This window comes from Hoylesella enoeca JCM 12259 (genome assembly GCF_000613405.1).
GTDB lineage: Bacteria > Bacteroidota > Bacteroidia > Bacteroidales > Bacteroidaceae > Prevotella > Prevotella enoeca.
This window is the reverse complement of sequence record NZ_BAIX01000005.1, coordinates 23992-46035: the sequence shown is the minus strand read 5'-3', so window position 1 is coordinate 46035 and position 22044 is coordinate 23992. Positions and strand designations below refer to the sequence as shown.

8 protein-coding genes, 2 tRNA genes and 4 pseudogenes are annotated in these 22044 nt (G+C 48.9%); 6 read left to right on the top strand and 8 right to left on the bottom strand.

The features are described 5' to 3' along the window. Positions 1-301: 301 nt before the first annotated feature. Complete coding sequence (locus JCM12259_RS02950) at positions 302-715, top strand: Hsp20/alpha crystallin family protein (RefSeq protein WP_025065352.1); 414 nt, start codon at positions 302-304, stop codon at positions 713-715. A gap of 101 nt (positions 716-816) precedes the next feature. On the opposite strand, the gene JCM12259_RS02945 is transcribed toward JCM12259_RS02950, so the two are convergent. From JCM12259_RS02945 to JCM12259_RS13525, 3 genes and pseudogenes are all read right to left on the bottom strand, one after another. After that, positions 817-1653, bottom strand: a complete 837-nt coding sequence (locus tag JCM12259_RS02945) for a CPBP family intramembrane glutamic endopeptidase (RefSeq protein ID WP_025065351.1) — start codon at positions 1651-1653, stop codon at positions 817-819. 77 nt (positions 1654-1730) lie between these two features. Further along, complete coding sequence (locus JCM12259_RS02940; RefSeq protein WP_025065350.1) at positions 1731-2657, bottom strand: bifunctional riboflavin kinase/FAD synthetase; 927 nt, start codon at positions 2655-2657, stop codon at positions 1731-1733. A 13-nt stretch (positions 2658-2670) separates the two neighbouring features. After that, a pseudogene (locus tag JCM12259_RS13525) lies at positions 2671-5357 on the bottom strand (calcium-translocating P-type ATPase, PMCA-type). Between the two features lie 150 nt (positions 5358-5507). Here JCM12259_RS13525 and JCM12259_RS02930 point away from each other — a divergent pair. Next, positions 5508-5579, top strand: a tRNA-Arg gene (locus JCM12259_RS02930). 183 nt (positions 5580-5762) lie between these two features. Next, positions 5763-6981 (top strand): annotated as a pseudogene (pncB, locus tag JCM12259_RS13520) (nicotinate phosphoribosyltransferase). Positions 6982-7119: 138 nt separating this feature from the next. Here pncB and JCM12259_RS02915 read toward each other — a convergent pair. Next, a complete protein-coding gene (locus JCM12259_RS02915) occupies positions 7120-8775 on the bottom strand; it encodes a S41 family peptidase (RefSeq protein ID WP_025065349.1) in 1656 nt (551 codons plus the stop codon). A gap of 315 nt (positions 8776-9090) precedes the next feature. Between JCM12259_RS02915 and JCM12259_RS02905 the strand changes: the two genes are divergently transcribed. Further along, positions 9091-9164: transfer RNA gene (locus tag JCM12259_RS02905), tRNA-Asn, on the top strand. Positions 9165-9289: 125 nt separating this feature from the next. On the opposite strand, the gene JCM12259_RS02900 is transcribed toward JCM12259_RS02905, so the two are convergent. The 4 genes and pseudogenes from JCM12259_RS02900 to dgt all read right to left on the bottom strand — a co-directional run bounded on the left by JCM12259_RS02900 (position 9290) and on the right by dgt (position 16082). After that, a complete protein-coding gene (locus JCM12259_RS02900) occupies positions 9290-12688 on the bottom strand; it encodes a DEAD/DEAH box helicase (RefSeq protein WP_025065347.1) in 3399 nt (1132 codons plus the stop codon). 58 nt (positions 12689-12746) lie between these two features. Next, positions 12747-13349 carry an HU family DNA-binding protein gene (locus JCM12259_RS02895; protein WP_025065346.1) on the bottom strand — a complete coding sequence of 201 codons (603 nt, stop codon included), beginning with the start codon at positions 13347-13349 and terminating at the stop codon, positions 12747-12749. 611 nt (positions 13350-13960) lie between these two features. Beyond that, positions 13961-14719: a winged helix-turn-helix domain-containing protein gene (locus JCM12259_RS02890; protein ID WP_036888451.1), complete on the bottom strand. Its 759-nt coding sequence runs from the start codon at positions 14717-14719 to the stop codon at positions 13961-13963. Positions 14720-14745: 26 nt separating this feature from the next. Continuing rightward, positions 14746-16082, bottom strand: a pseudogene (dgt, locus tag JCM12259_RS13515) (dGTP triphosphohydrolase). Between the two features lie 595 nt (positions 16083-16677). Between dgt and JCM12259_RS13510 the strand changes: the two are divergent. Both JCM12259_RS13510 and JCM12259_RS13505 read left to right on the top strand, forming a co-directional pair. Continuing rightward, positions 16678-20070, top strand: a pseudogene (locus JCM12259_RS13510) (SusC/RagA family TonB-linked outer membrane protein). 405 nt (positions 20071-20475) lie between these two features. Further along, positions 20476-21996 carry a SusD/RagB family nutrient-binding outer membrane lipoprotein gene (locus JCM12259_RS13505; protein WP_234396531.1) on the top strand — a complete coding sequence of 507 codons (1521 nt, stop codon included), beginning with the start codon at positions 20476-20478 and terminating at the stop codon, positions 21994-21996. The last annotated feature ends 48 nt before the right edge of the window (positions 21997-22044 follow it).

The window sequence follows — 22044 nt, the reverse complement described above, 5'->3', positions numbered from 1 at the left end:
GCAACTGCGCACGCAAACGGCTTCCTTTCCTTGATTTACACAGTTGTTCTCAAACAATCACTCGTTGTCCGTTTTCTAACCAATGGTTAATCGCAGCCCAAATAACCATTAACCGCCATACAACTAACAGTTAATTGGAGCGCAACTAACGGTTAGTTAGAAAGCGAAAAGATGTCATTTTGTCTCACATTGCCGACAAAATGACACTCGTTTACATGTTGGTATGCTTGTTGCACAATCTTCTGTGAATTTGAAACAAAAATAAACTAAATAATTAGGAGGATTGATTATGTTACCAATTATGCACAAAAATTCATGGTTACCGAGTGTATTCGACGACTTTTTCAACACTGACTTTATGCCCCGCGCCAATGCAACGGCACCGGCTATCAACGTCATCGAAAACGAAAAAGACTATGTTGTGGAACTTGCCGCACCCGGATTGAAGAAAGAAGACTTCATTGTCAACATCAACAATGACGGAAATCTGACCATCAAGATGGAGCAGAAGCAGGAGAATAAAGAGGAAAACAAGAAGACACATTACCTGCGCCGGGAGTTCAGTTACTCTAAATATGAACAGACATTGTTGCTTCCCGACGACGTAGATAAGGAGAAAATCGCAGCCAAAGTCAACGACGGCGTGCTCACGGTGGTACTCCCTAAGCTGTCACAAGTCGTGCAAAGTGCAGGTCGTCAGATCTCAGTAGAGTAAGATTTCGATAGAATAGCTCAGTAAATCAAGCATTAACAAGTCAAAGGAGTCAAGCCAATGGTTATACATTCGGCCTGACTCCTTTCCTTTTTTTTACAGCTTTACGCTTGGTGTCGATTCAGTTTTCGTGCCAGTTGGAGCAGCAAAGGAATGGTGAGCAGCAGCGAAAGTGCAATGCAGATCCACATCGTTTGTGCATTGCCTCCGAATAAATCAATAAGTTTCAAGTCATTGACACCGGGGACGAAAGCATAGAGTGTGCAGATAATAGAGTTGTTCACCGAATGCAAGACCAAACTGGGAATGATGCTTCGGGTGCGATAATACATCCAGCCGAATAGCAACCCAAGCATCATTGCATGCGGAGCTTGCGCCATATTGCCGTGAGCTAAACCAAAGATAATGGCCGACAGCAGGATGGCCAACCAATGGAGTCGTTGCGAGAAAAGTGCTAACAGGCAACGGAGAATGGCGCCCCGGAAGAGAATTTCTTCTGCAATGGGAGCTAAAACACCTATGGCCAAATAGCCGAAACCGTCACCCAACAAGGTGTTCAACATTTTATCGATGTCGCTTGGAACGTCGACATCAATCCATTCAACCATCCAAATAGACGGAACAAAGGTGACCAGACCAAGCAATATCACCCACATGAGCGTGCCCCAAGGCTTGCTTCTTAGATAATTCAACGATATCGGTGTCCATTTGCAGATGACAAACAGCAGAATGACAAGAGTGTTCGACACCACGGTCAATGCAATGATTGCCGTCGGATCCATCGGAAATCCGTTTTGAAATGTGGTGACCGCTTCGGCCATCGATAGTCCGCGAGACAAGAGAAAAGCCATGCCCACGATGACGGTAGCGAAGAATTGAATCAGCAGATAGACTCCGATAAACCACAAGACGTTGAGAATGTTTTTAGCTGTTGTTGTCATTTGCTTACGAATTAGAGAGTTGTCAGTGTGAAGAATACGTGCGTTTTATAAAACTGTTACAACCTTTGATACATTGATCAAAGGCCGTTCAGTTGGCGAACACGCCTTTCATCGTCGGCCAATTGGGTTTGAAGTTGCTGCAAGTCGGCAAACTTCCGTTCGCCACGAAGTCGTTTTAAGAATTGCACTTCAAGTTTCCGGCCGTACAAGTCAGCATCGAAATCCAAGATATGGGTCTCTACTGACAGGCGCGTTCCATCAAAAGTGGGACGTGTTCCCACACTTGTCATCGCCGGAAGTAGCTCAGTTGTTTCATCAATACGCACTTGCGAGGCATAGACTCCTATCTGCGGCAGCAGCTGACACACCTCATTCATATCGAGATTGGCCGTGGGAAAGCCTAATTTATGCCCGTTTCGGAAACCATGCACCACATGAGCGGCAATCGTGTAAGCATAACCTAAACAGCGATTGGCCTCTATCAGATCGCCGCGTTCAATGGCTTTACGGATCACCGAAGAGCTAACGCGAATGCCGTCAACCGTGATTCCGCGGCTTTCCAACACTTCGATGCCCAACGCTTGACCGTAGATGCGATATTGTTCGATGCCTTCCGATCGGTCATGACCAAATCTATTATCGTATCCGATGATGAGTTTGCGCACGTTGAAACGGTCTTTCAAGATACGTTTCATAAACTCTTGCGCTGTGAGTGCAGCCATTCGACGGTCGAAATCGAGTACAACGCACTGATCAATACCTGTTTCTGCGAGTCGCGCCAACTTCATGTCGGGGGTAGAAAGCATCCTGGGCACATAGTCAGTATCGATAACTTGGCGCGGATGACAAGCAAATGTAATGACCATAGAGGCCAAACGACACGCTCGGGCTATGTTAACGACATGCCCGATAAGGTACTGATGGCCGCGATGAACACCATCGAAGAAGCCGATTGTGGCTACTGCGGGAGGAAACGAGCCGTTTATTTCATGCACGATTATCATGACTTGCTCCTCACTACTTTATGGTTTGCTTGCTCGATTGCTTTCTTTTGATCCATCGACTCAACTCACCGACCCAAAGAACAACAGATGTCGAGGCAATGATCGAGATCCATTCGACGGGCGAAAGAGGTTCGGTGCGGAACATCTTACCGCCGAATGTCACGATAATCCATTGTCCGCCGAGGATGATTAACAGTACAAGAATGAGTCCCCGATCCAAAAAGAAATGACGGAAAGCCGAATGATGCGAGCCGAGTGACTTCGCATTGAAGAGGTTCCAGAACTGAAGCATCACGAAAACAGTGAAGAATATCGTGAGTTCATGCAATTGGATGCCTGGGTCGGAATCGTATTCGTAATAGAGAAGGAGGCCCGACATCAATGCAAACAAGGCTACACCGGCCACGCAGATGCTCCGAATCATCGAGCGCGTGATGATGAAATCGGTGCTGCGACGCGGCTTCTCGTTCATCACTTCGTGCGAAGGCGGCAGCGAAGCCAGTGACATCGCAGCGAAAGTATCCATTATCAGGTTAACCCATAATATCTGGGTGACGGTGAGCGGCATCGCCATACCCACCAGTGAGGCGCAAAGCACGAGCAATAGAGCAGCCAAATTGACCACCAACTGGAAGTAAAGAAACCGCTGAATGTTCTTATACAGTGACCGACCCCACATCACCGCGCGGGCGATCGACGCGAAAGAGTCGTCCAAGAGAGTCATATCCGATGCTTCTTTGGCTACACTCGTGCCCGAGCCGAGCGACAAGCCCACGTGCGCATAATTGAGTGCGGGCGCATCGTTGGTGCCGTCTCCCGTAACGGCCACAATCTCGCCGTGGCGCTGCAATAGCTGAACCAACCGCTGTTTGTTGTCGGGTCGGGCCCGCGACATCACTTTCAACCCCTCCACTTCGGCGTAAGCCGCCTCATCGCTGAGGCTGCAAAGTCGGTGCCGGTGATGTGTCGACTGTTCGGATGGGCAGCTTCAACCTTATCGTCATCGGCTGTCCAGATACCGATTTGCCGCGCAATCTCGATGGCTGTGGCCGAAGTGTCGCCCGTAACGATCTTCACCGTAATGCCGGCACGCCGACATTCGGCCACAGCCGACGGTACATCGAGACGCAACGGATCGCTGATAGCAACCAAGGATTGTAGTGTAAGCAGTGCATCCGATAGCTCGACAGCCTCATCCCCGGTATCTTTCCCTTGGGAGAGGGGAGCAAGTAATGAAGCAATATCTGTTTCGGTATCTTGCAGCTCACGATAAGCCAGCGCCAAAGTACGGTTAGCGGCCTGCTGAAAAGCCGTTAAACGCTGTGCAAGTAACGGTCTTTCGTCGGGCGAAAGACGGCAAATCGCCAGAATAATTTCAGGTGCTCCTTTGACGAAAAGATAACGGCGCCCCTCGACACGGGCAATGGTAGCCATCAGCTTTCGCTCTGTTGAGAACGGGAGTTGCACCTCGATGTCGGCTCGCTCACGCAATTCGTGATAATCAAAGCTGTGCTTTTGAGCCCACGTCAGCAGTGCAATCTCAGTGGGATTACCTATCCCGCGCCCATCATCGGCATCGAGATGGGCCGTGGTATTCACAGCAATGGCTGTGGCCAGCAATCGGTCGTCATCAGAAAGGGGAACCATCTCGCGCACTTCCATTCGGTTTTGCGTCAGCGTTCCGGTCTTATCGGTGCATATAACGGTAACTGCACCCATTGTTTCGCAGGCGTGCAGCTTGCGAACAAGATTGTTGCTGCGCAACATTCGGCGCATATTCAGGGCCAGACTCAGCGTTACCGCCATTGGAAGTCCCTCGGGAACGGCCATCACAATGAGTGTAACGGTCATCATAAAATAGTTGAGCGTGAGCTCGGTCATCCGCAGATAATCACCCGAATGCCACACCGTATCGGTCAAAATACTGTGACCGAGGAAAAGCACGAAAGCTACCACGGCCACGCACGAGCCCAATTTGCTGATGAATCGGGCCAGTTTACCAAGCTGTTGATTGAGAGGCGTCTCTGTGCCGGTGGTTTCCGTCGACTTGCGAGCCACTTTCCCGATTTCCGTTTCATCGCCCACGGCCGTAACACGAGCCACACCGCGGCCGCCCATTACCATCGTCGAACGCAACACTTGGTCGGCTGGATAAGCGTCTTCGGTGTGTTGCCCTGCGGCGTCTGCATATTTCGTAACCATCGGTTCGCCTGTAAGCGACGACTCGTTGATCTGCAAATCCACGGCGCTGAGCAACTGACCGTCGGCCGGAATCTCGTCGCCCACCTCTATAATCAAGATGTCTCCCACGACAACATCACGCCGGGCAATCTCCTGCACACGGCCGTCGCGTTTCACTTTAACGGGTTGTTCCTCATCAAGCGACGTCAGTACACTGAACTTTCGGGCTGCATCGCGCTCGAAAACGAAGCCTACCGTCGTGGCGAGGAATATCGCAACGAAGATACCGATGGTCTCGATGAAGTCGCCTTCGATAAACGCCAGCACGAGCGAAACAAATGCCGTGAGAAGCAAAATCTTGATCATCGGGTCGCGATATTTATCAAGATAGAGCTTCCAAAGCGATACGCCGCGCGGCGGTGTAAGTATATTGCTGCCATGCAGACGCCTACTGGCCTCTACTTCCGGCTGCGTGAGACCGCCGTCGACGGTTTTTGTCGTAAAGTCTGATACATTCATAAATGTCTTGTTGAGCCCACAAAGGTAGTCAAAAATCGTCGAACGACAACTGAATTCTGTCTATTCCTAACGTTTTTTGCAGAAAAATCGCCTTGCATTTATTTCGCTCAATCAAGAAAAACCATTATCTTTGCATCACCGAATAGGTCTGCTCCCATAGTTCAATGGATAGAACGTAGGTTTCCTAAACCTTTGATCCGGGTTCGATTCCCGGTGGGAGTACTTCTTGATTGATCCTTTCACAGTATCAACAAACGGTTAATCGCGCTCCAACTAATGCTTAGTTGGAGCGCGATTAACCGTTAGTCACAACGCGATTAAGCATCAATTAAAAGCGGAAAGATGAACATATCCCGCAGAAAAAACGTAACTTTGCGCGCAATATAGTGCAAAACAAACAAAAAAATGAGACAGATTATCAACCATCTCACCGACAACGATGCTTATACTTTCAGTTGCCAGTATTATGTTTTACAGACTTATCCGCGGGCAGAAGTGGAATATACGTTCTTCGATCGCAACGGAACGATTTATCCCGAAGGGTTCGGCAAGCTGGTGAAAGAGCAGATTGCGCTGATGCCCAACGTGATTATCACCGACGAGGAGATTGCGTTTATGAAGCAGCGGATGTATTATCTACCCGAATGGTACTTCACATTCCTGCGCGGTTACAGGTTCGATCCGCGCGAAGTGACCGTCTCGCAAGACGAGGTGGGGCATTTGCACATCTCCATTCGGGGTAAATGGTATGCCGCGATCATGTGGGAGATGCCCGTGCTCTCCATCGTTTCGGAACTGATGCACGAGTTGCGGGGTGATATTCAGCGTTATAACTCCGAGCGAGAACAGCTGCGGGCCGAGGCAAAAGCCCGCAAGATATTCAGCAACGGACTCATTCTGAGCGATATGGGAACGCGCAGGCGCCTCTCTTTCGACCATCAAGAGATGGTGGTTCACACAATGAAAACTGTCTATGAACAGGGCGGTTACGACGATGATAACGGTCATCACCTGGACTGGGCGGTTTACGGGCACGAGCAATGTGTTTCTGGCGATGAAGTTCGACCTTATTCCGATCGGCACAATGAGCCATCAGATCATCGAATTTGAGGAGAATGTGAGCGGTGTTTTTGAATGCAACTTCAACGTTATGCGCAAATTCAGCGATGTATACGACGGCGATAACGGCATCTATCTTTATGACTGTTTCGGCGACAAGGTGTTTTTCGGCAATCTGTCCAAGCGTATGGCAATGATGTTTACAGGTCTGCGGGTAGACAGCGGAGTAGAAGAAGAGCAGACCGAGAAGATTATTCAGAAGTATAAATCATTGGGAATAGACCCCAGAACCAAGCAAGTGGTGTTCAGTAACGGACTCAATATCGACCGCGCCATCCAACTCCACCAATACGTCGGAGGGCGAATGCAGGACAGTTATGGTATGGGTACGTTCCTCACTTGCGACGTGGAAGACTGCAATCCGATGAATATCGTGGTGAAACTCACCCGTTCACGTATCACTGAAAAGCGCGAATGGCACGACTGCGTGAAGCTTTCCTGCGACCAAGGAAAGACACTCGGTAATCCCGAAAAGTGTGCCTATCTGCTCAAACAGATAGGATAAGACGCACAACTATCGATTTTCAAGGTTGTGATTGTTAGGCAACGACGGCATAAAAAAGCATCGCCGTTGCCAGGATTACGATGAAAGCCAAAGCCATGATGAGCCACATCAAGCGGATGTTATGATCTGCACGTCGTCTCATTTCTTCTTAGGTAGCAACAGTTTACGATATTCCTGTGGCGTGTTGAGCAGTTTTTCGGCCGCCTGCATCTGCTTGTCCGACCGCAGAGAGTGCTCAATTGCGCCGCTCTGATAGTAGTAAGCGGTAACAATATCATTAGTAATCAGCTGTTTGATAACAGCTTTATTGTAGTCCAGATCTTTCTCCACGTTGTGGCTCAACTTCTTTTCCAACTGCTCGAATTCGGCTTTTGCGTCATCATAATAGCCCTCGAATTTGGCTAATTTAACGAGATTCTTCAAGTATTTCTCGCTTTCACGGTCATAGCTGAACCCGCTTTTGAGCACCCGTTGCTTGAAATCGGCATAGTCGGTATCACTTAGTTCAAATTCGGATGCAGGCGCAATGGCGGGATGTTTGGCAATATACTCCACCTCATAGTTCATCAACACCGAATTGGAATCGACATATTCGAGATAATAAGCGATGTTAGGCAGCGAGTCGGGTTTGATTTCTACGTCGGGCTGAATGCCTCCGCCGTCGCGCACTTCACGCCCATTGGCCGTGTGAAAAACCTTGGTCAGCGAGTCGGGTACGTGCTCAACGTATCCCCCGTTACTGTGTTTGTAGTTGATGGCTTGAATACATCGGCCGCTGGGAATGTAGTATTTGTTAGTCGTCAGTTTCAGACTCCCGTTGTAAGGCAGGTCTACCGACATCTGCACGAGCCCCTTGCCATACGTGCGGGAACCAAGAATCACAGCACGGTCAAGGTCTTGCAGGCTGCCGCTCGTAATCTCTCCGGCACTCGCTGTGCCGCCGTTGACTAAGACGACGATGGGCATCAGCGTATCGATTGGCTCCACTGCGGTCTTGTAATCGCGGTTGGCGCGCTTGAGTTTACCACGGTTCGACACGATCGTCAATCCCTTTCGCACAAACATATTGACGATATCCACAGCCTCTTGTTCCGATCCTCCGCCATTGTTTCGCAGGTCGAAGATGAGCGATTTCATCCCCTTGGCTTTCAGATCCATCACCGCACGGCGCATCTCTTTGGCACAACCCTCGGTAAACTGACGCAGACTGATGTAGCCGACGCCGCCCTTTCGCATCCCGTAATACGGCAAAGCGGGTTGCTTAATAATGCGGCGCGTGACCTTGACGCGCATCTCCTTGCCGGTAGACCAACGCTTGATTCGCAGGACAATGCTGGTTCCAGGGGTACCACGCAGATGTTCGCTGACAAACTTCGAGTCCTTACCCGCCATCGAAACATCGTCGATACCCAAGATAATATCACCCTTACGCAGTCCTGCTTCGGCCGCAGGCATACCGCGATAAGGCTCGTCGATGACGGTGTATTTCAGTTTCGGATAGTATCGGATGAGTGCTCCGATGCCCGCAAACTTGCCTGTATAGATCTCTTTCAACTCCTTCTGCTGTTCTGCCGGGAAGTAAACCGTATAAGGGTCGAGGCTCCGCAGCATTGCATTAATGCCATTTCCGATCACTTCGTCGGCGTTAAGCGTGTCGACATACATCATATCCAACTGCTTATAAATGGCATTGAAAACATCCAGATTCTTAGCTACATCGAAATTGTGATCTTTGTTCTGAGCAACCAACGGGATACCTATCGCAAGAAAGGCCACAGCCGTTTTCCATCTCATTGATATCCAACCGTTTGTAAACATACCGTTAATTGGCATGTGAAAAGATGCTTTTCGGCGTGCAATTAACGCTCTTTTGGCGTGCGAAAAAGCATGAATCGCTTCGCACCAAGATGCTATCTGTCTTTTCATATCAACTTCATTTATTTTCCGGACACCGTATATCGCTGGCCCATTGTGTGTTGCAAAAGTACGATTTAATCGTTACAATCCGTGCTTTCTACCCCAAAATTATTCCAAATTGCATGACTAACGAAATTTTTCTTGAATTTATTTGGCGGTTTCAAAAAAACGGTTTACCTTTGCACTCGCAATGCTTCAATAGCTCAGTTGGTTAGAGCACCTGACTGTTAATCAGGGGGTCGTTGGTTCAAGCCCATCTTGAAGCGCAACAAGGATGACTCTTCGGTCATCCTTCTTTATTTATATCCATCTTCACATCATGTAAAACAGCTATTCATAGTCTGTTATCGATTGCAAACATCGAGATAAATCAATAAATAACAAAAGGGTTTTAAAGAGAGGTGTATCCTCCTTTACTTTTCACATCATCAATGAGTTGTCGGAAGATTCGATTGTGAGAAAGCGTTTCCGGATGCCCCGTGAGAATCATTTGGAGGCGTGCACGCGTGAGAGCCACATTGAGTTTGCGATCAATCAAACGGTCGTCTTCCTCAAAACAATTGCTTGTGAGAAAGTCGAGTTGATAACGATTCTGCACGGTAAAGGAATAAATGATGACATCGCGCTGTGATCCTTGATACCGTTCCACAGTGTCGATGCTGATCGAAAGAAGTTCATCGATACCGAGTTTATCGATCTCACGGCGGATCATGGCAATCTGATTGCGATAAGGAACTATGACGCCCACGGTGCGCTGCACATCGAATCGTGGTCCGTAAAACCGATAAATGCGTTGCAAAAGACGGGCAGTGATACGAGCTTCATCAATATTTACCTTATCAGAAAGATCGCTTCGGCGGCATGGTTTTGATGGAAAGAACAGCACACGATGCCTCTTTAACATGTCGTCCAATGCATCGAGCGACGGCAAAGTATAGTCGATCGCACTCTCTTCTTGATGGGGACAGGGAACAGGCAACAGTTGTTCGCGATGGTAGAACATCCTGTTGGGGAAATCGGCTACATCGGGGTGCATCCTACCTTGCCTTTGCAAGACGCCGACAAAGTCTTCCCGACCTTGCGATCGTTCCCATTTGATAAGACGTTCGAACAGCGATTGACGACAATTATCAATTCCAATGGCCTGCAATTGCGGATCATCAACAGCAGAAAACACTGTTTCTTGCTGCACCACGGCAGGCAATTGCTTGTGGTCGCCGATAAGAATGAATTTGTCGATATGGGTCACGGCGTTTTCACCCGACCCGAAATGCGCAGCAAGTAAGCCTATCATAGCTGGTTCCAAAATCTGACTGGCTTCGTCGATAACGGCCAACGAAAAGTGTTTCAATTGAAAGATGTTGGTGTGCGACAACATGGCCGACGTCGTCCCGACAAAGATCGTCGTCTCGCGAATACGTTGTTGCGCAGCCTCCAACTTCGGACAATCATCCATCACGCGGTCGATGAGGTAGGGCCGAAAGCGTTCATCGCATGAAAATTCATTACCGATGCGCACAAAACTTAGCTCGGCCGCACACAGCATCGCGCATATTTCGTCAATGGCTCGATTGGTGTAAGCCATCAGGAGCACGGCTCGCCCAGGGCCGGATATGACTTCTTCCTCTACAATATACCTCAACGCCATACTCGTCTTGCCTGTTCCCGGCGGACCGACAAGCAGAAAATAATCCACGGCTTGCTTGGCTTTGAGCAATATCTCATCATAGTAGGGATGATAACTCCGCGTGAGACAAACCCGACGATCACATCGCGGAACCCGTTGCCCAAGCAACAGCGCCTTGCGATCCTCCGTGGTCGTGACAAACGAATACAAACTCCGAATGGCACCATTCGTACCCACATCGCTGCCTCCATGCTCAATGGCATAGCGCATCGATGGTCGATGTAGGTCAAAGACACGAGCATTCTGCTGACCATCGGTGAGATGCACCGTGACGAAGTCTACACCTATCTCGGCCATCACACCTTTATATAATAGTGCCCGACGCACATCGGGTTCGCCGTCGTAAGCATACAGATAGATCATATCTCCTTGGCGGAAGTTGGGCAAGAAGTCTTCGCCCTGCTTGGGAACCGAGAGCGTGAGCGTATCAAAACCGCTATAATCATGACTCCGCTCCTTTCTGACGATGCGCAGATCGGTATAGATATTGCCAGTCTCACGCTTCTCGACCAAAGGCATCGTCCAAAGATCAGACCCATTGTTGCCGATTCCCTCCTGCACACCGAGTTTAGAGGCGGCTTGCTCGCGATAAACAAAGGTCATCATCCTACAAAAATAAGCGCGTTCCAATGCCGAGAGCCGATGCAGCGGATTCGTAATTGCCTCGATCTGAGGTCGTTGAAACTCTCGGAAGAGCCTCGTCTGGCAATGACGCTCATTCAAGGTGTCGGGCGAAAGCTCGTCGACGACACGCTCAAAACCCTCCTGCGCGATGCCCAACTCATAGGCCACGAGACGATTCCGGAAGCGGAGGGCTTCGTCGAAGAGTCGATCATAATAGTTCACCGACACCAGTCCGCCCGGCAACGGATATTTGGAATACAGCAGATACGCATCCACCCGATTGCGCGAGAGCCTGAGATTATGCCGCAACACACCGTAATAAAGCAGTAACTGAACATAATGATCCTCTTTCTGAAAACTGCCATAAGCATTCGGAAACCCGCGTTGAATGTTGTAATTCGTCCCCGACTTCTGCTCCACCAGCAGCCGGAAGTCGGTTGTCATCAAGTCGACACGTCCCTGGATCCCCAAGGCTTCACACACAAACGACGGTTCGAGCACCACCTCCTCTCGTCGATAGCGACCGCCGTCGGCAAAGAGATAATCCACGATCTCCTCAATGTTGTGGGCCTGATTGATGGCAGCCGTGCGGAAGTCTTCCCGTTGATTCAAGTCGGCACACGTGGTGTAAGCCAGCACCCGTTCCTTGAAACTGTTGCGGAATGTCGTCGTCCAATCATAACACGAGCCTTGATCGATGATATCATCCAGTGCACCACCCGCAAAATGTCCCAAGAGAATAGCCTGCGAAACTGCAGCCGGCATCATCCGATTCACCGTATAAGCCAGCGGATGATGACCATAATCTGTGAAGCAACGCGCAATGCTACTGATGTCTACCAAGAAATCAGGCTCGAAGATGATCCGTCGCGGAAGCAGTGCACCCTCATCCGAGCGCGCACAATCCAGCAGATTGAGTTGCGTCCCCACCCGAACCAACCGCCGCAGATCGCTCCATCGTTCGTCACCGAGATCCACCCGCAACTGCTCACCCACTCCATCGCTGTCCACCTCCACCCGCAATGCCGCTCCATCCAAAGCCTGCACCATGCAGCGCACATAGCGATCATCAACAGTCCGCCTATCGGTCGGCTGCGCTCCCACAACCGGAATCCGCCCCACCAACGTCGAAGGCACTGCCGTCCGAAACACAGCCGAAATGAGCAAACACAGTGCCCGACAATCCTGCGCCACCTCGTCGGTCGTCAACAGCTCACTGCGATTGGAGTCGCGCCGCAGCTGCTGAATCGCCATCGCATCGCCAACGCCGATCCCCCGATCCTTACACAGAAAATCCACCTGCGCAAAGAGATTGCCAAACGTCTGCCGTTCGCCGCCCAACCCCTCCCGGCACGTCAGCACCAGCGCCTCGTGCATCATCCTGTTCACACCCGGCACACGCGCCGCCTGCGCCCGAACGATCTCCTCGACACGTCCGAACAGCTCCGCTGCCGTAATATTCTCCCTGGAACTATACATCACTCCTCATCGCTTGCCGCCAACAAAGGTAAACATAAAAAACCATCATTCTGCCTCGTCACGCCTTCCCTTTCACAAAGATCTTGCGATAAGCCGAACCGGCATTCTCCAACTTCCCCGACGCCTCCAACTGCGCAACGAGCCGATAAACCCCACTACGCGAGAGATTCAGACGCTTGCGCAAATCATGCGGCGTGATAAACGACTGTTCGGCAAAAAGCTCTGCGAGCGCAGCCTCCACCTTGGCCGAAGCCGGCATCTCCGTCGCCGGTTCGTCATACGTGGCATTCTCAAACTCCGCCTCCTGCAGCGCCTTCATAAACGCCTTCTCAGGACGGAAATTCACCCCGCGCACGGCAGCATGGCGCAGCCGAAAGCGATGCGAGCGCGGGTCCTCATATCGCTCGCCCTCGATCGACAAAGAGAAATAACCAAACCCCGGCAGATAAACCCGATTGCCCATCAAGAGCTGATCGATCACCTCCGAGCGGATCGCCTCGAGTGCCCCCACCATGTCAGCCAATGTCTGCGATGTGGCCCGCTCGATATGCCTTTGCATATCGTCCAGTCCCACCGTGCGATACTCCACCGGCACAGCCTTCCATTCCGTCTTCTTCGAGACGCTGCCCGTGGTCCTCAACAACTTGTAACGTACTGCCATAATCTTCCTTTCCTTTCTATTTCTATCAAACCATTCATTCACTCCACCCCCAACGATCACAACCTCCATACCTGCAATTGAATCATAGAAGCACTCTCGTAATCTATATAGGTACTCAATGATCACGCCTTCTATACAAGGTGATCACAACCTCTATATCTGCGATTGCAGAGATCCCTTGCAAATCGAATTATCATCGTGATGAAATTTTCGTACCATCGTGATGAAAATTAAATATCATCCGCATGAAACAAATTTCTCATCACGGTGATAATCCAATTAGTAAGGGACAAAGATAATACAACCTGCGGAATAAACCAAAAGATCTTCCGCCTTTTATTCAAATCATCAATATAAGGATATTCGCACCCAGGCTCTTCGCTTGCCGATCAGGAGGCAACGGACTGGGTAAGAGAATCATTGCGGATAGGGGCCGCCAGTGGGAAAATTTATGTGGGAATCAGCGGGGCGAACCCTATAAACACACGGTGACGGCAGTGTTTTTAGGATAAACTCGGTCGGTATTCAGCATCGGCAACCATCGGCGCACGATTAGCGACAGGATGATCAAGGCTGACGGTTTAGCGGCCGGTTGATGAAACAGTGCCGGATCACTCCTTCGATTTCAGAATGCGATAGGCTTGACCGCGCTCTACCTCAATGTGGAGCCGACAAACAGACTCTAAGGTTGTTTTCAGGCGTCGGATCAAGGTATGAAGCGTCTCGCTGGGGTCATCTTTCTTAGGCCATAGCGCAGCAAAAATCTCGCTTTGGGAAAGTCGATGACTGTCGGCCATGAGAAACATCTGCATCAACTGTGCCTGCATCGGCGTGAAATGTACTTGCTCGTGACGCTTATTGAAAAAGGCAGAAACTGTCGATGAATAAGTGAGTTCGCCGTAAAGAGAGCGCGATGAAATGGTATCAAATCGATGTTTGCGTGCATAGAGCACAGCCCATAAGCCCCAAAGCGTGGCCACCAACAGCAATGAGAGCGGCAACCGTTGATCAGAGATGCTGAATATCGTTGCCATCGAGCAGTTGGCATAGGCTCTTAATCCGATGAAATGGGCTGATTTATCCGCTGGCAAGAGTTTGCTGCATGTTGTGTCGATGTTCTCGCCGTGCAGACAATAGGCCAACGATGCACGAGTTTTCAGTTGGTCGATAGTGAGATGACGGCGATAGGTGCGGAGCGTATCGGGTGTCAGTTCTTCGCTCGGATGCTCCTGCACCGTCAAAACGAGTGCCCTGTTGAGATCATTCACGATCCGACGTTCCGCTTTCCGATAACATTCGATACTCGATAACATCGATGAAATGGCGAAAAATAGAAAGATTGCGATAGAGACTTGCGGTTCATAAGGCATTGATGATTTGCGTTTCTACGATTCATTCACACGATCGGCAACGAGATTCCATTGATTTTCTGATACACATCGAGGCATATACATCGGTCATACCGCTGATATAATCGATGACCGACATGATGCGCGTTTCCAAGTCGGAACTATTGATGTCGTATTGGCTGCTGAATCGTCGGATCAATTGCTGCGAATGAAATCGCTCTGGCGTGACGGCCGCCCCGATGAATGTGTCCATCAGCGTCTCCATAATCTTGTAACCGCTGAGTTCCACGTCTAAAACAGGCTTGCTATGGTAGATCTCTTCATAAGATTTACGGGTGCAATTGCGATAGGCTTCACGCTGATGTGGGCGGATATGATCGATGAGTCCGCCCTCAAAAGTACCCGAAAGTATGGCCGCTTCGTTATCGACGAAAGCATCAACACACTCGTTTTCGAGTTTTCCCACAGCGCAAGCACGCATGTAGACCACCTTTTCGTTGTTGTCGGTCACGCCTTCATCGACGATGCGTTGGCGTATGCGTTGCTGCATGTCATCGTCAAAGAAACCCAGTAGCAGGTTTTCGGTTTCTTCGAAAGACAAGATTTTCAACTTATGCGCATCTTCGATATCCATGATTTCATAGCAAATATCGTCGGCAGCTTCCACCAAATAGACCAGCGGATGACGCGCATAACAGATCGGCTCACCCGGCTTCGACTTACAGAAAACGCCCATTTCATCGGCTATTTTCTGAAAAACAGGCGCTTCGGACGTGAAGAAGCCAAACTTCTTGTGCTTCCCAGCCAAACCACTCACAAAAGGATATTTCACGATGCCGGCTAATGTGGAATAGGTCATGACAAAACCACCTTCTCGCCGACCGTTAAATCGATGAGTGAGCAGCCTGAATGCATTAGCATTACCCTCAAAATGCGTGATATCCGACCAAAAATCGGCGCTTAACCGACCGTTGAGCGCCTGTCCATTACCCTCTGTAAAGAACGTCTGAATGGCTTTTTCGCCGCTGTGTCCGAATGGCGGATTACCCATATCGTGGGCCAAACACGCTGCACTGACGATCGTTCCGATTTCCTCGAAAAGCGTTCCCGCGAGTCCGGAATGACGTTCTTTCAGCTTGGAAGCAACATCGTTGCCCAACGACATGCCCACAGACGCCACCTCCAAACTGTGAGTGAGGCGGTTGTGAACAAACACGCTGCCCGGCAAAGGAAACACCTGTGTCTTGTTTTGCATCCTTCTGAACGGCGCAGAGAAGATCAGTCGGTCGTAGTCGCGCTTAAATTCAGAACGATCATCGTGGCGTTCGGCGTGTTGATATTCCTGTCCCAGCCGTTTATTAGAGATGAGTTTGCTCCATTCCATCGTCTTTTTCGTCATTTGAATCATGTTTTTGCAAAAATACGAAAATAATTCAATACGACCTTTCAAATACCATTTATTTGTCGGTTTTGCGCCTAATGCTCCGTTGGACGAATGACAAGCAAGGGACGAAAACAGCCTGTCGGATAACACGCTTATTACTTATAGACTTCTAAATTACGGTCTTTCGCACACCAACTCACATCTTTTGGGTTTGTCATTAACCATTAGTTGCGTAGCGATTAACAGCGGGTCAGAAATCCGTTTGTATATGATTGGGAATCAATTGAATATGTAAATCATTTTCATCATTCCGTTTTTAAAGGATTGGTAAGAGCAACGCCCCTGCCTTTCGATTATTTTCGTGGGGCAGTCGAGCGTAAAAACCCACCCCAATCACCCATAATTGATATTTATCAAGTATTTATTTGGTGGATTATTTGCATTGTATTACATTTGCATTCGAAAAGAGACATTAAGAAAGTCGATACTACCAACAAACGAACAAAGATCTACCAATTGCCGATTTTATAACGTTTTCTGTCGACAGTTTCGTCTCTACTAAAACCAAATTTATTAATTCTTAAACATTACAAGAATGAGAAAAAAGATCGAAAACTCGCATACTATATGGCGAGTGTGTGTGACTGCATTGCTGATGCTGCTGGTCACGAGTCTCTATGCACAAGATTTCACGGTGAAAGGATCGGTGAAAGACGCGCAGGGAGAACCCGTTATCGGAGCTTCGGTGACGGTGCAGGGGCAGAAAATGGGTGTCATCACCGATATCGACGGTAATTACACGATCAAGTGTCAACCGCAGTCGACACTGTTGTTCAGCTATGTCGGTTTCAAGACCAAGAGTGTGGCCGTGGGCGGAAGAACGCGGATCGATGTGGTGTTTGAGGACAACGAAAACGCGCTCAACGAAGTGGTTGTAACGGCTCTGGGTATCAAACGCGAAGCCAAAGCACTGGGTTATGCCGTTACGGAGGTGAAAGCCGGCGAATTGGAACGTGCCAACACCATTTCGCCCGTATCTGCCTTGCAAGGTAAAGTGGCCGGTGTGGAGATCAATCAATCAGATGGTGGTATGTTCGGATCAACCAAAATACAGATCCGCGGAGCCTCAACGCTGAACAAAAACAACCAACCTATCTTCGTGATCGACGGTGTGATCCTTGACAATGCAACAAGTGATTCAGGCGATGCAGACTGGAATTCGGATATCAACGACTACGGAAACCAGTTGAAAAACCTCAATCCCGACGACTTCGAAAGCGTGAGTGTGCTCAAAGGAGCAGCTGCAACGGCGCTCTATGGATCGCGAGGTTTGAACGGTGCTGTGGTGATCACCACCAAGAGTGGTCGTGGTGGTGGCGGTGTCACAGTGCATTTCTCACAAAGCATAGGACTCGAAACCGTTTACAAATCGCCTGATTTGCAGAATCGTTATCTGCAAGGTTATTTCCCCGGAGCCGTTGAATACGGTGATTATTACAACAAAACGGGTAGCCGTTGGGGCGATAATATGACAGCGTATGCAACCAATAGCAAGGGCGTATACTCCATGATAGAACAGGCTTCGCAGTCAGGTACGGGCTGGGGACCTGATGTGAGCTGGGCCTCGGGTAAAGAGTTTGAGCAGTATGACGGGTCTCTCGGTTCGAATCGAATTTATAAGAACAACTATAAAGACGCCTACGACACAGGCTTTAACACCAATACCAACATCTCATTGCAAGGCGGAAACGACCGCACAACATTCTATGCGTCGGCCTCTTACAAGTATAATAAAGGCACAACACCGCGCAACACGTTCAACAGATTCTCGTTCTTAGGCAAAGGTTCACAGAAAGTGGGCAAATTGGTAACGGTCGATTTCAGTATGAACTTCACGCAGTCGGAGCCGCGCAACGCTCAACAGAACATCGGCGAAATGTTTGCTAATGGTTCATTCCCGCGCGAATACGATGTCAAGAGATACAAACATCTTTATAAAGGAACACATGGCGGACTCGCAGATGCAGCTTACGGCGATCAATATCGGGCTGTTCCGGGTCGCAGTTTATGGTGGAACATTTACGAAAACGATTACAAACGCACGGAACGAATGATCAGACCCGTGCTCAATGTGAGTGTTCAAGCCACCCCTTGGTTGCAACTTGCCGTGGGCGGAAACGTGAACTATTATACGATTGATAGCGAAGGAAAGTATCCCGGATGGAAATATGCCAACGAAGGAGGCGATTATTCGCTTACACATACAAGCACAACGCAAGAGAATCTCTATGCCGTGGCCAACCTCAATAAGCAAATTAATGATGAATTTGAGGTGCACGGATTCCTTCGCGAAGAATATTTCAATCAGCACGCACAGTATCATTCCGAGTGGACTAACGACGGATTGATCGTTCCCAATCAATTCTTTATCAAGAATTCAAAGAAACAAGCGGGCTTCGAGGGATACAAATTCAACACCAAGCGCATTGTTTCCACGATCTTTGCAGTGGGTGGAAGCTGGAAGAATCAGCTCTACTTAGACATCACCGGACGTAATGACTGGTCGTCGGCATTGGTTTACAGCTATGGAAGAGGCAATTTCTCGTACTTCTATCCGTCTGTTTCGGGTTCGTGGATCATCACCGAGAGCTTCAAGAAACAGCTTCCCTCGTGGGTGTCTTTTGCCAAAATACGCGCTTCTTGGGCACAAGTGGGTAATGACACATCACCTTATTACATCAATTCCGGATACGAATTGAAGACCTATTCCAAAGGAGATAACAAGATATATGGCCTTTCTTTGGACGACAAAATCAAGAGTACGGACCTCAAACCAGAGCGTAAGAACGCTTGGGAGATAGGACTTGACTGGCGATTCGTGGATAGTCGCATCGGAATTGACTTCACTTACTATCGTGAAAACACGCGAAATCAAATCATGTCTATCGACGTTCCCTACTTCTCGGGCGTAAAAACAGAGCTTATCAATGCTGGAAACATTCAGAACTCTGGTATCGAACTCGCTCTGAATACAACTCCGATCAAAAACCGCGATTGGCAATGGGATCTCAATTTCACATATACCCGCAACCGCAATAAGGTTGTTTCGCTGAGTGAAGACGTGGCTTCTTACATCGTGCTTGATGGTTATCCCGATTACGGAAACTATCGAATCGGCTCGGTGGCAAAGATCGGTTCCACTTACGGAATGCTGATGTCAGACTCTTGGATGAAGACAGACGAAGCCACAGGAAAGCCTATTGTCGGTTATACGAACAATTACCGAACCGTTTATTATAAGCGAGGCGGCACCGTAAAAGAGGTGGGTTCGATGCTTCCCGACTTCCTCGGATCACTCAACACCACGCTGCGCTATAAGAATGTGAGCCTTTATATGCTGCTCGATGCACGTTTCGGCGGTTATGTTGCATCTTATAATTCACGCTATGCAACGGCTTACGGTTTTGCAGGAACAACCGAGAAATATCGTAAAGGCATTGAATGGATCAGCCAATATGCTGATTCCAAAGGTGTCAAATATACTGATGGCTTCATTCCTGATGTTGTTTTTGACAAGGGAACAATCGTCACCACGCCTTCGGGGAAACAGCAAGACGTCAGCGGAAAGACTTATCAAGAGGCTTACGAAAAAGGCTATGTGGAGCCTGCTCATTTACAAACGACTGCGTATTTTAAGAACAATTGGGGGCAGGGAGTCATCAACAACGATTGATTCAAGAAATTGAATTACATTGCATTGCGTGAAATCACTCTTTCGTATGCATTCCCTTCGAGCATTTATCGACACTTGGGCGCCAAGGCACTCTCTGTGAGTGTCACTGGGCGTAACCTTGCTTACTTACTCAATACGGCACCAAACCACGAGAATCCTGAGTCTATTCGTGGCACAGGAGCCTCTCAATTCCGTATGCGTTCATTCTCACCTTACACGGCAAGTTATCTTTTCACCATTAACGCAACATTCTAACGAGATACCAAATTATGAAATACAAGAATATCATGAAGCCCTTTGCGGCTGCCCTGTTGACGCTACGCTCATCCTCACTGCAAGTTGCAGCGCAGACGAGTATGCTAAAATCAACACCGATCCGTCGATTATCAACAAGGCCGATGTTAAATACTTGTTCACCCAAGAACAAGTAGCCTATCAGCCATTCGACTATTTATTTTGGTTTTACGACGCCAATTATGTGTCTAAATTCGCCCAAGCTTACACGCCATCAGGCAGTTTTGGCGACCTGTTCAACCAAATGGGGGAACTGGGTGGTGCCGGATCGCGTTACGTTGAGGCTAAAAAGTATGAGAAAGAAATCCATAAAACCATCGATGAAATGGATTCCGAAAAGGCCAAACAATATCAAGACATCAGGCTATGGCCAATACGCTCTCGGTGTATATGGCACTTTATGACTGCGATATGTATGGATCCATGCCTTATAGCGAAGCTGTTAACTTCCGTTATGGTGGCACGCTCACCCCGAAATACGATTCGCAGAAAGAGCTTTTCGATCAATGGATTTCTGAAATCGATGCAGATATCAAGACACTTGCAGCTCACAAAGAGTCGCAAGCAACTCTCGGAGACAACGATTTGGCCTATAACGGCAACACTTCGAAATGGCTTAAATTTGCTAACGGTGTGAAACTCAAACTCGCCGTGCGGCTATTGCATCAAGATAGGGCACGTGCCATCAAACTGGCAGAGGAAGTTGGCGCGAGCGAAGCTAACATCATGAGCTCTATCGAAGATGATTACGTATATAATAAAGGTACTGGCGGCGATGGTGGCGACAACACTTACGGCACCGGAAACGATGTAGGTCTCGGCGCAACAAGCAAGAATGTACTCGACTTTATGAAGAAAAACCACGATCCCCGCATGCTCGTGATGTTCACAAAGAACAGTTTCAACTCTGAGGTTATACAAGCTTTCTTCGACGCTCAAGCCAAAGGCGACACCAAATGTGCTGTTCCCCAATATATCCTTGACAACGTAAACTACACCACCGATGCGTCGGGCCACAAGCATTTCACCAGTTGGAAAGGCGACGGCGAACCTTGGGTGCGTTATTACGGTATTCCTATCGGAATCAATTTGAACGATGACAAGAATTACATCGGTGCTAACAACTACTTCGTTTCGACACGTTGGCAAGTCACAGACGGCGATGCATCGAAAACCTATCGTCCTTACTCCACATTTAATGAAGAGATGGTGCGCGGACGCGTAGACTTCACTTTCCCCACAGCTCCTAAGGGAAAGGTCGTGCAAGACACCGAAGACAACCCGCTTTATGAAATGACTCTGAGCACAGCCGAGGTCAATCTCTATCTCGCCGAATTTAAATTGCTCGGTGCAAATCTGCCTAAATCGGCTGCCAGTTACTTCAAAACAGGTGTCGAAGCATCCGCAAAGGCTTACAACAGACTGGCAACGCTCAACAAAATACCCTATTACAATCAGGCACATTGCAATGATCCGTTCGACAAACCCGTCACTTACGGCGACACGGAAATCGCAAACATGATGGCTAACGCCGATTACCAGTTGACAGGAAACAAAGCTGCAGACCTCGAAAAGATCTATATTCAGCTCTACCTTCACTTCTACTATCAACCCCTCGAGCAGTTCGTCACCGTACGCCGCACGGGTATTCCCAAGGTGGGAAGCAATCTCATCCCATGGGTCAGCATGAAAGCGAACACCGAAATACCGCGTAGGTTCTACATCACCGAGCCCAAAGACTTCAACAAGATGAAACCATTCATCATTGCAGCAGCACAAGAGCAGGGCTTCACTTTCACCGATGGACAGAACCCCTCATTGCTCAACACCGAGCGCGTGTGGTATGACAAAGGTGCGCCCAACTTCGGCGAAGGCCCCAATTATTGATCTTCACACGATCGGTTGATCCCCCTTTCAAGGAGAGATATGCCCCGG

Excerpts from the sequence above, each read along its gene's own strand:
- JCM12259_RS02950 (WP_025065352.1), top strand. The coding sequence starts at position 302 with ATGCACAAAAATTCATGGTTACCGAGTGTATTCGACGACTTTTTCAAC.
- JCM12259_RS02945 (WP_025065351.1), bottom strand. The coding sequence starts at position 1,653 with ATGACAACAACAGCTAAAAACATTCTCAACGTCTTGTGGTTTATCGGA.
- JCM12259_RS02940 (WP_025065350.1), bottom strand. The coding sequence starts at position 2,657 with ATGATAATCGTGCATGAAATAAACGGCTCGTTTCCTCCCGCAGTAGCC.
- JCM12259_RS02915 (WP_025065349.1), bottom strand. The coding sequence starts at position 8,775 with ATGAGATGGAAAACGGCTGTGGCCTTTCTTGCGATAGGTATCCCGTTG.
- JCM12259_RS02900 (WP_025065347.1), bottom strand. The coding sequence starts at position 12,688 with ATGTATAGTTCCAGGGAGAATATTACGGCAGCGGAGCTGTTCGGACGT.
- JCM12259_RS02895 (WP_025065346.1), bottom strand. The coding sequence starts at position 13,349 with ATGGCAGTACGTTACAAGTTGTTGAGGACCACGGGCAGCGTCTCGAAG.
- JCM12259_RS02890 (WP_036888451.1), bottom strand. The coding sequence starts at position 14,719 with ATGCCTTATGAACCGCAAGTCTCTATCGCAATCTTTCTATTTTTCGCC.
- JCM12259_RS13505 (WP_234396531.1), top strand. The coding sequence starts at position 20,476 with ATGGCCAATACGCTCTCGGTGTATATGGCACTTTATGACTGCGATATG.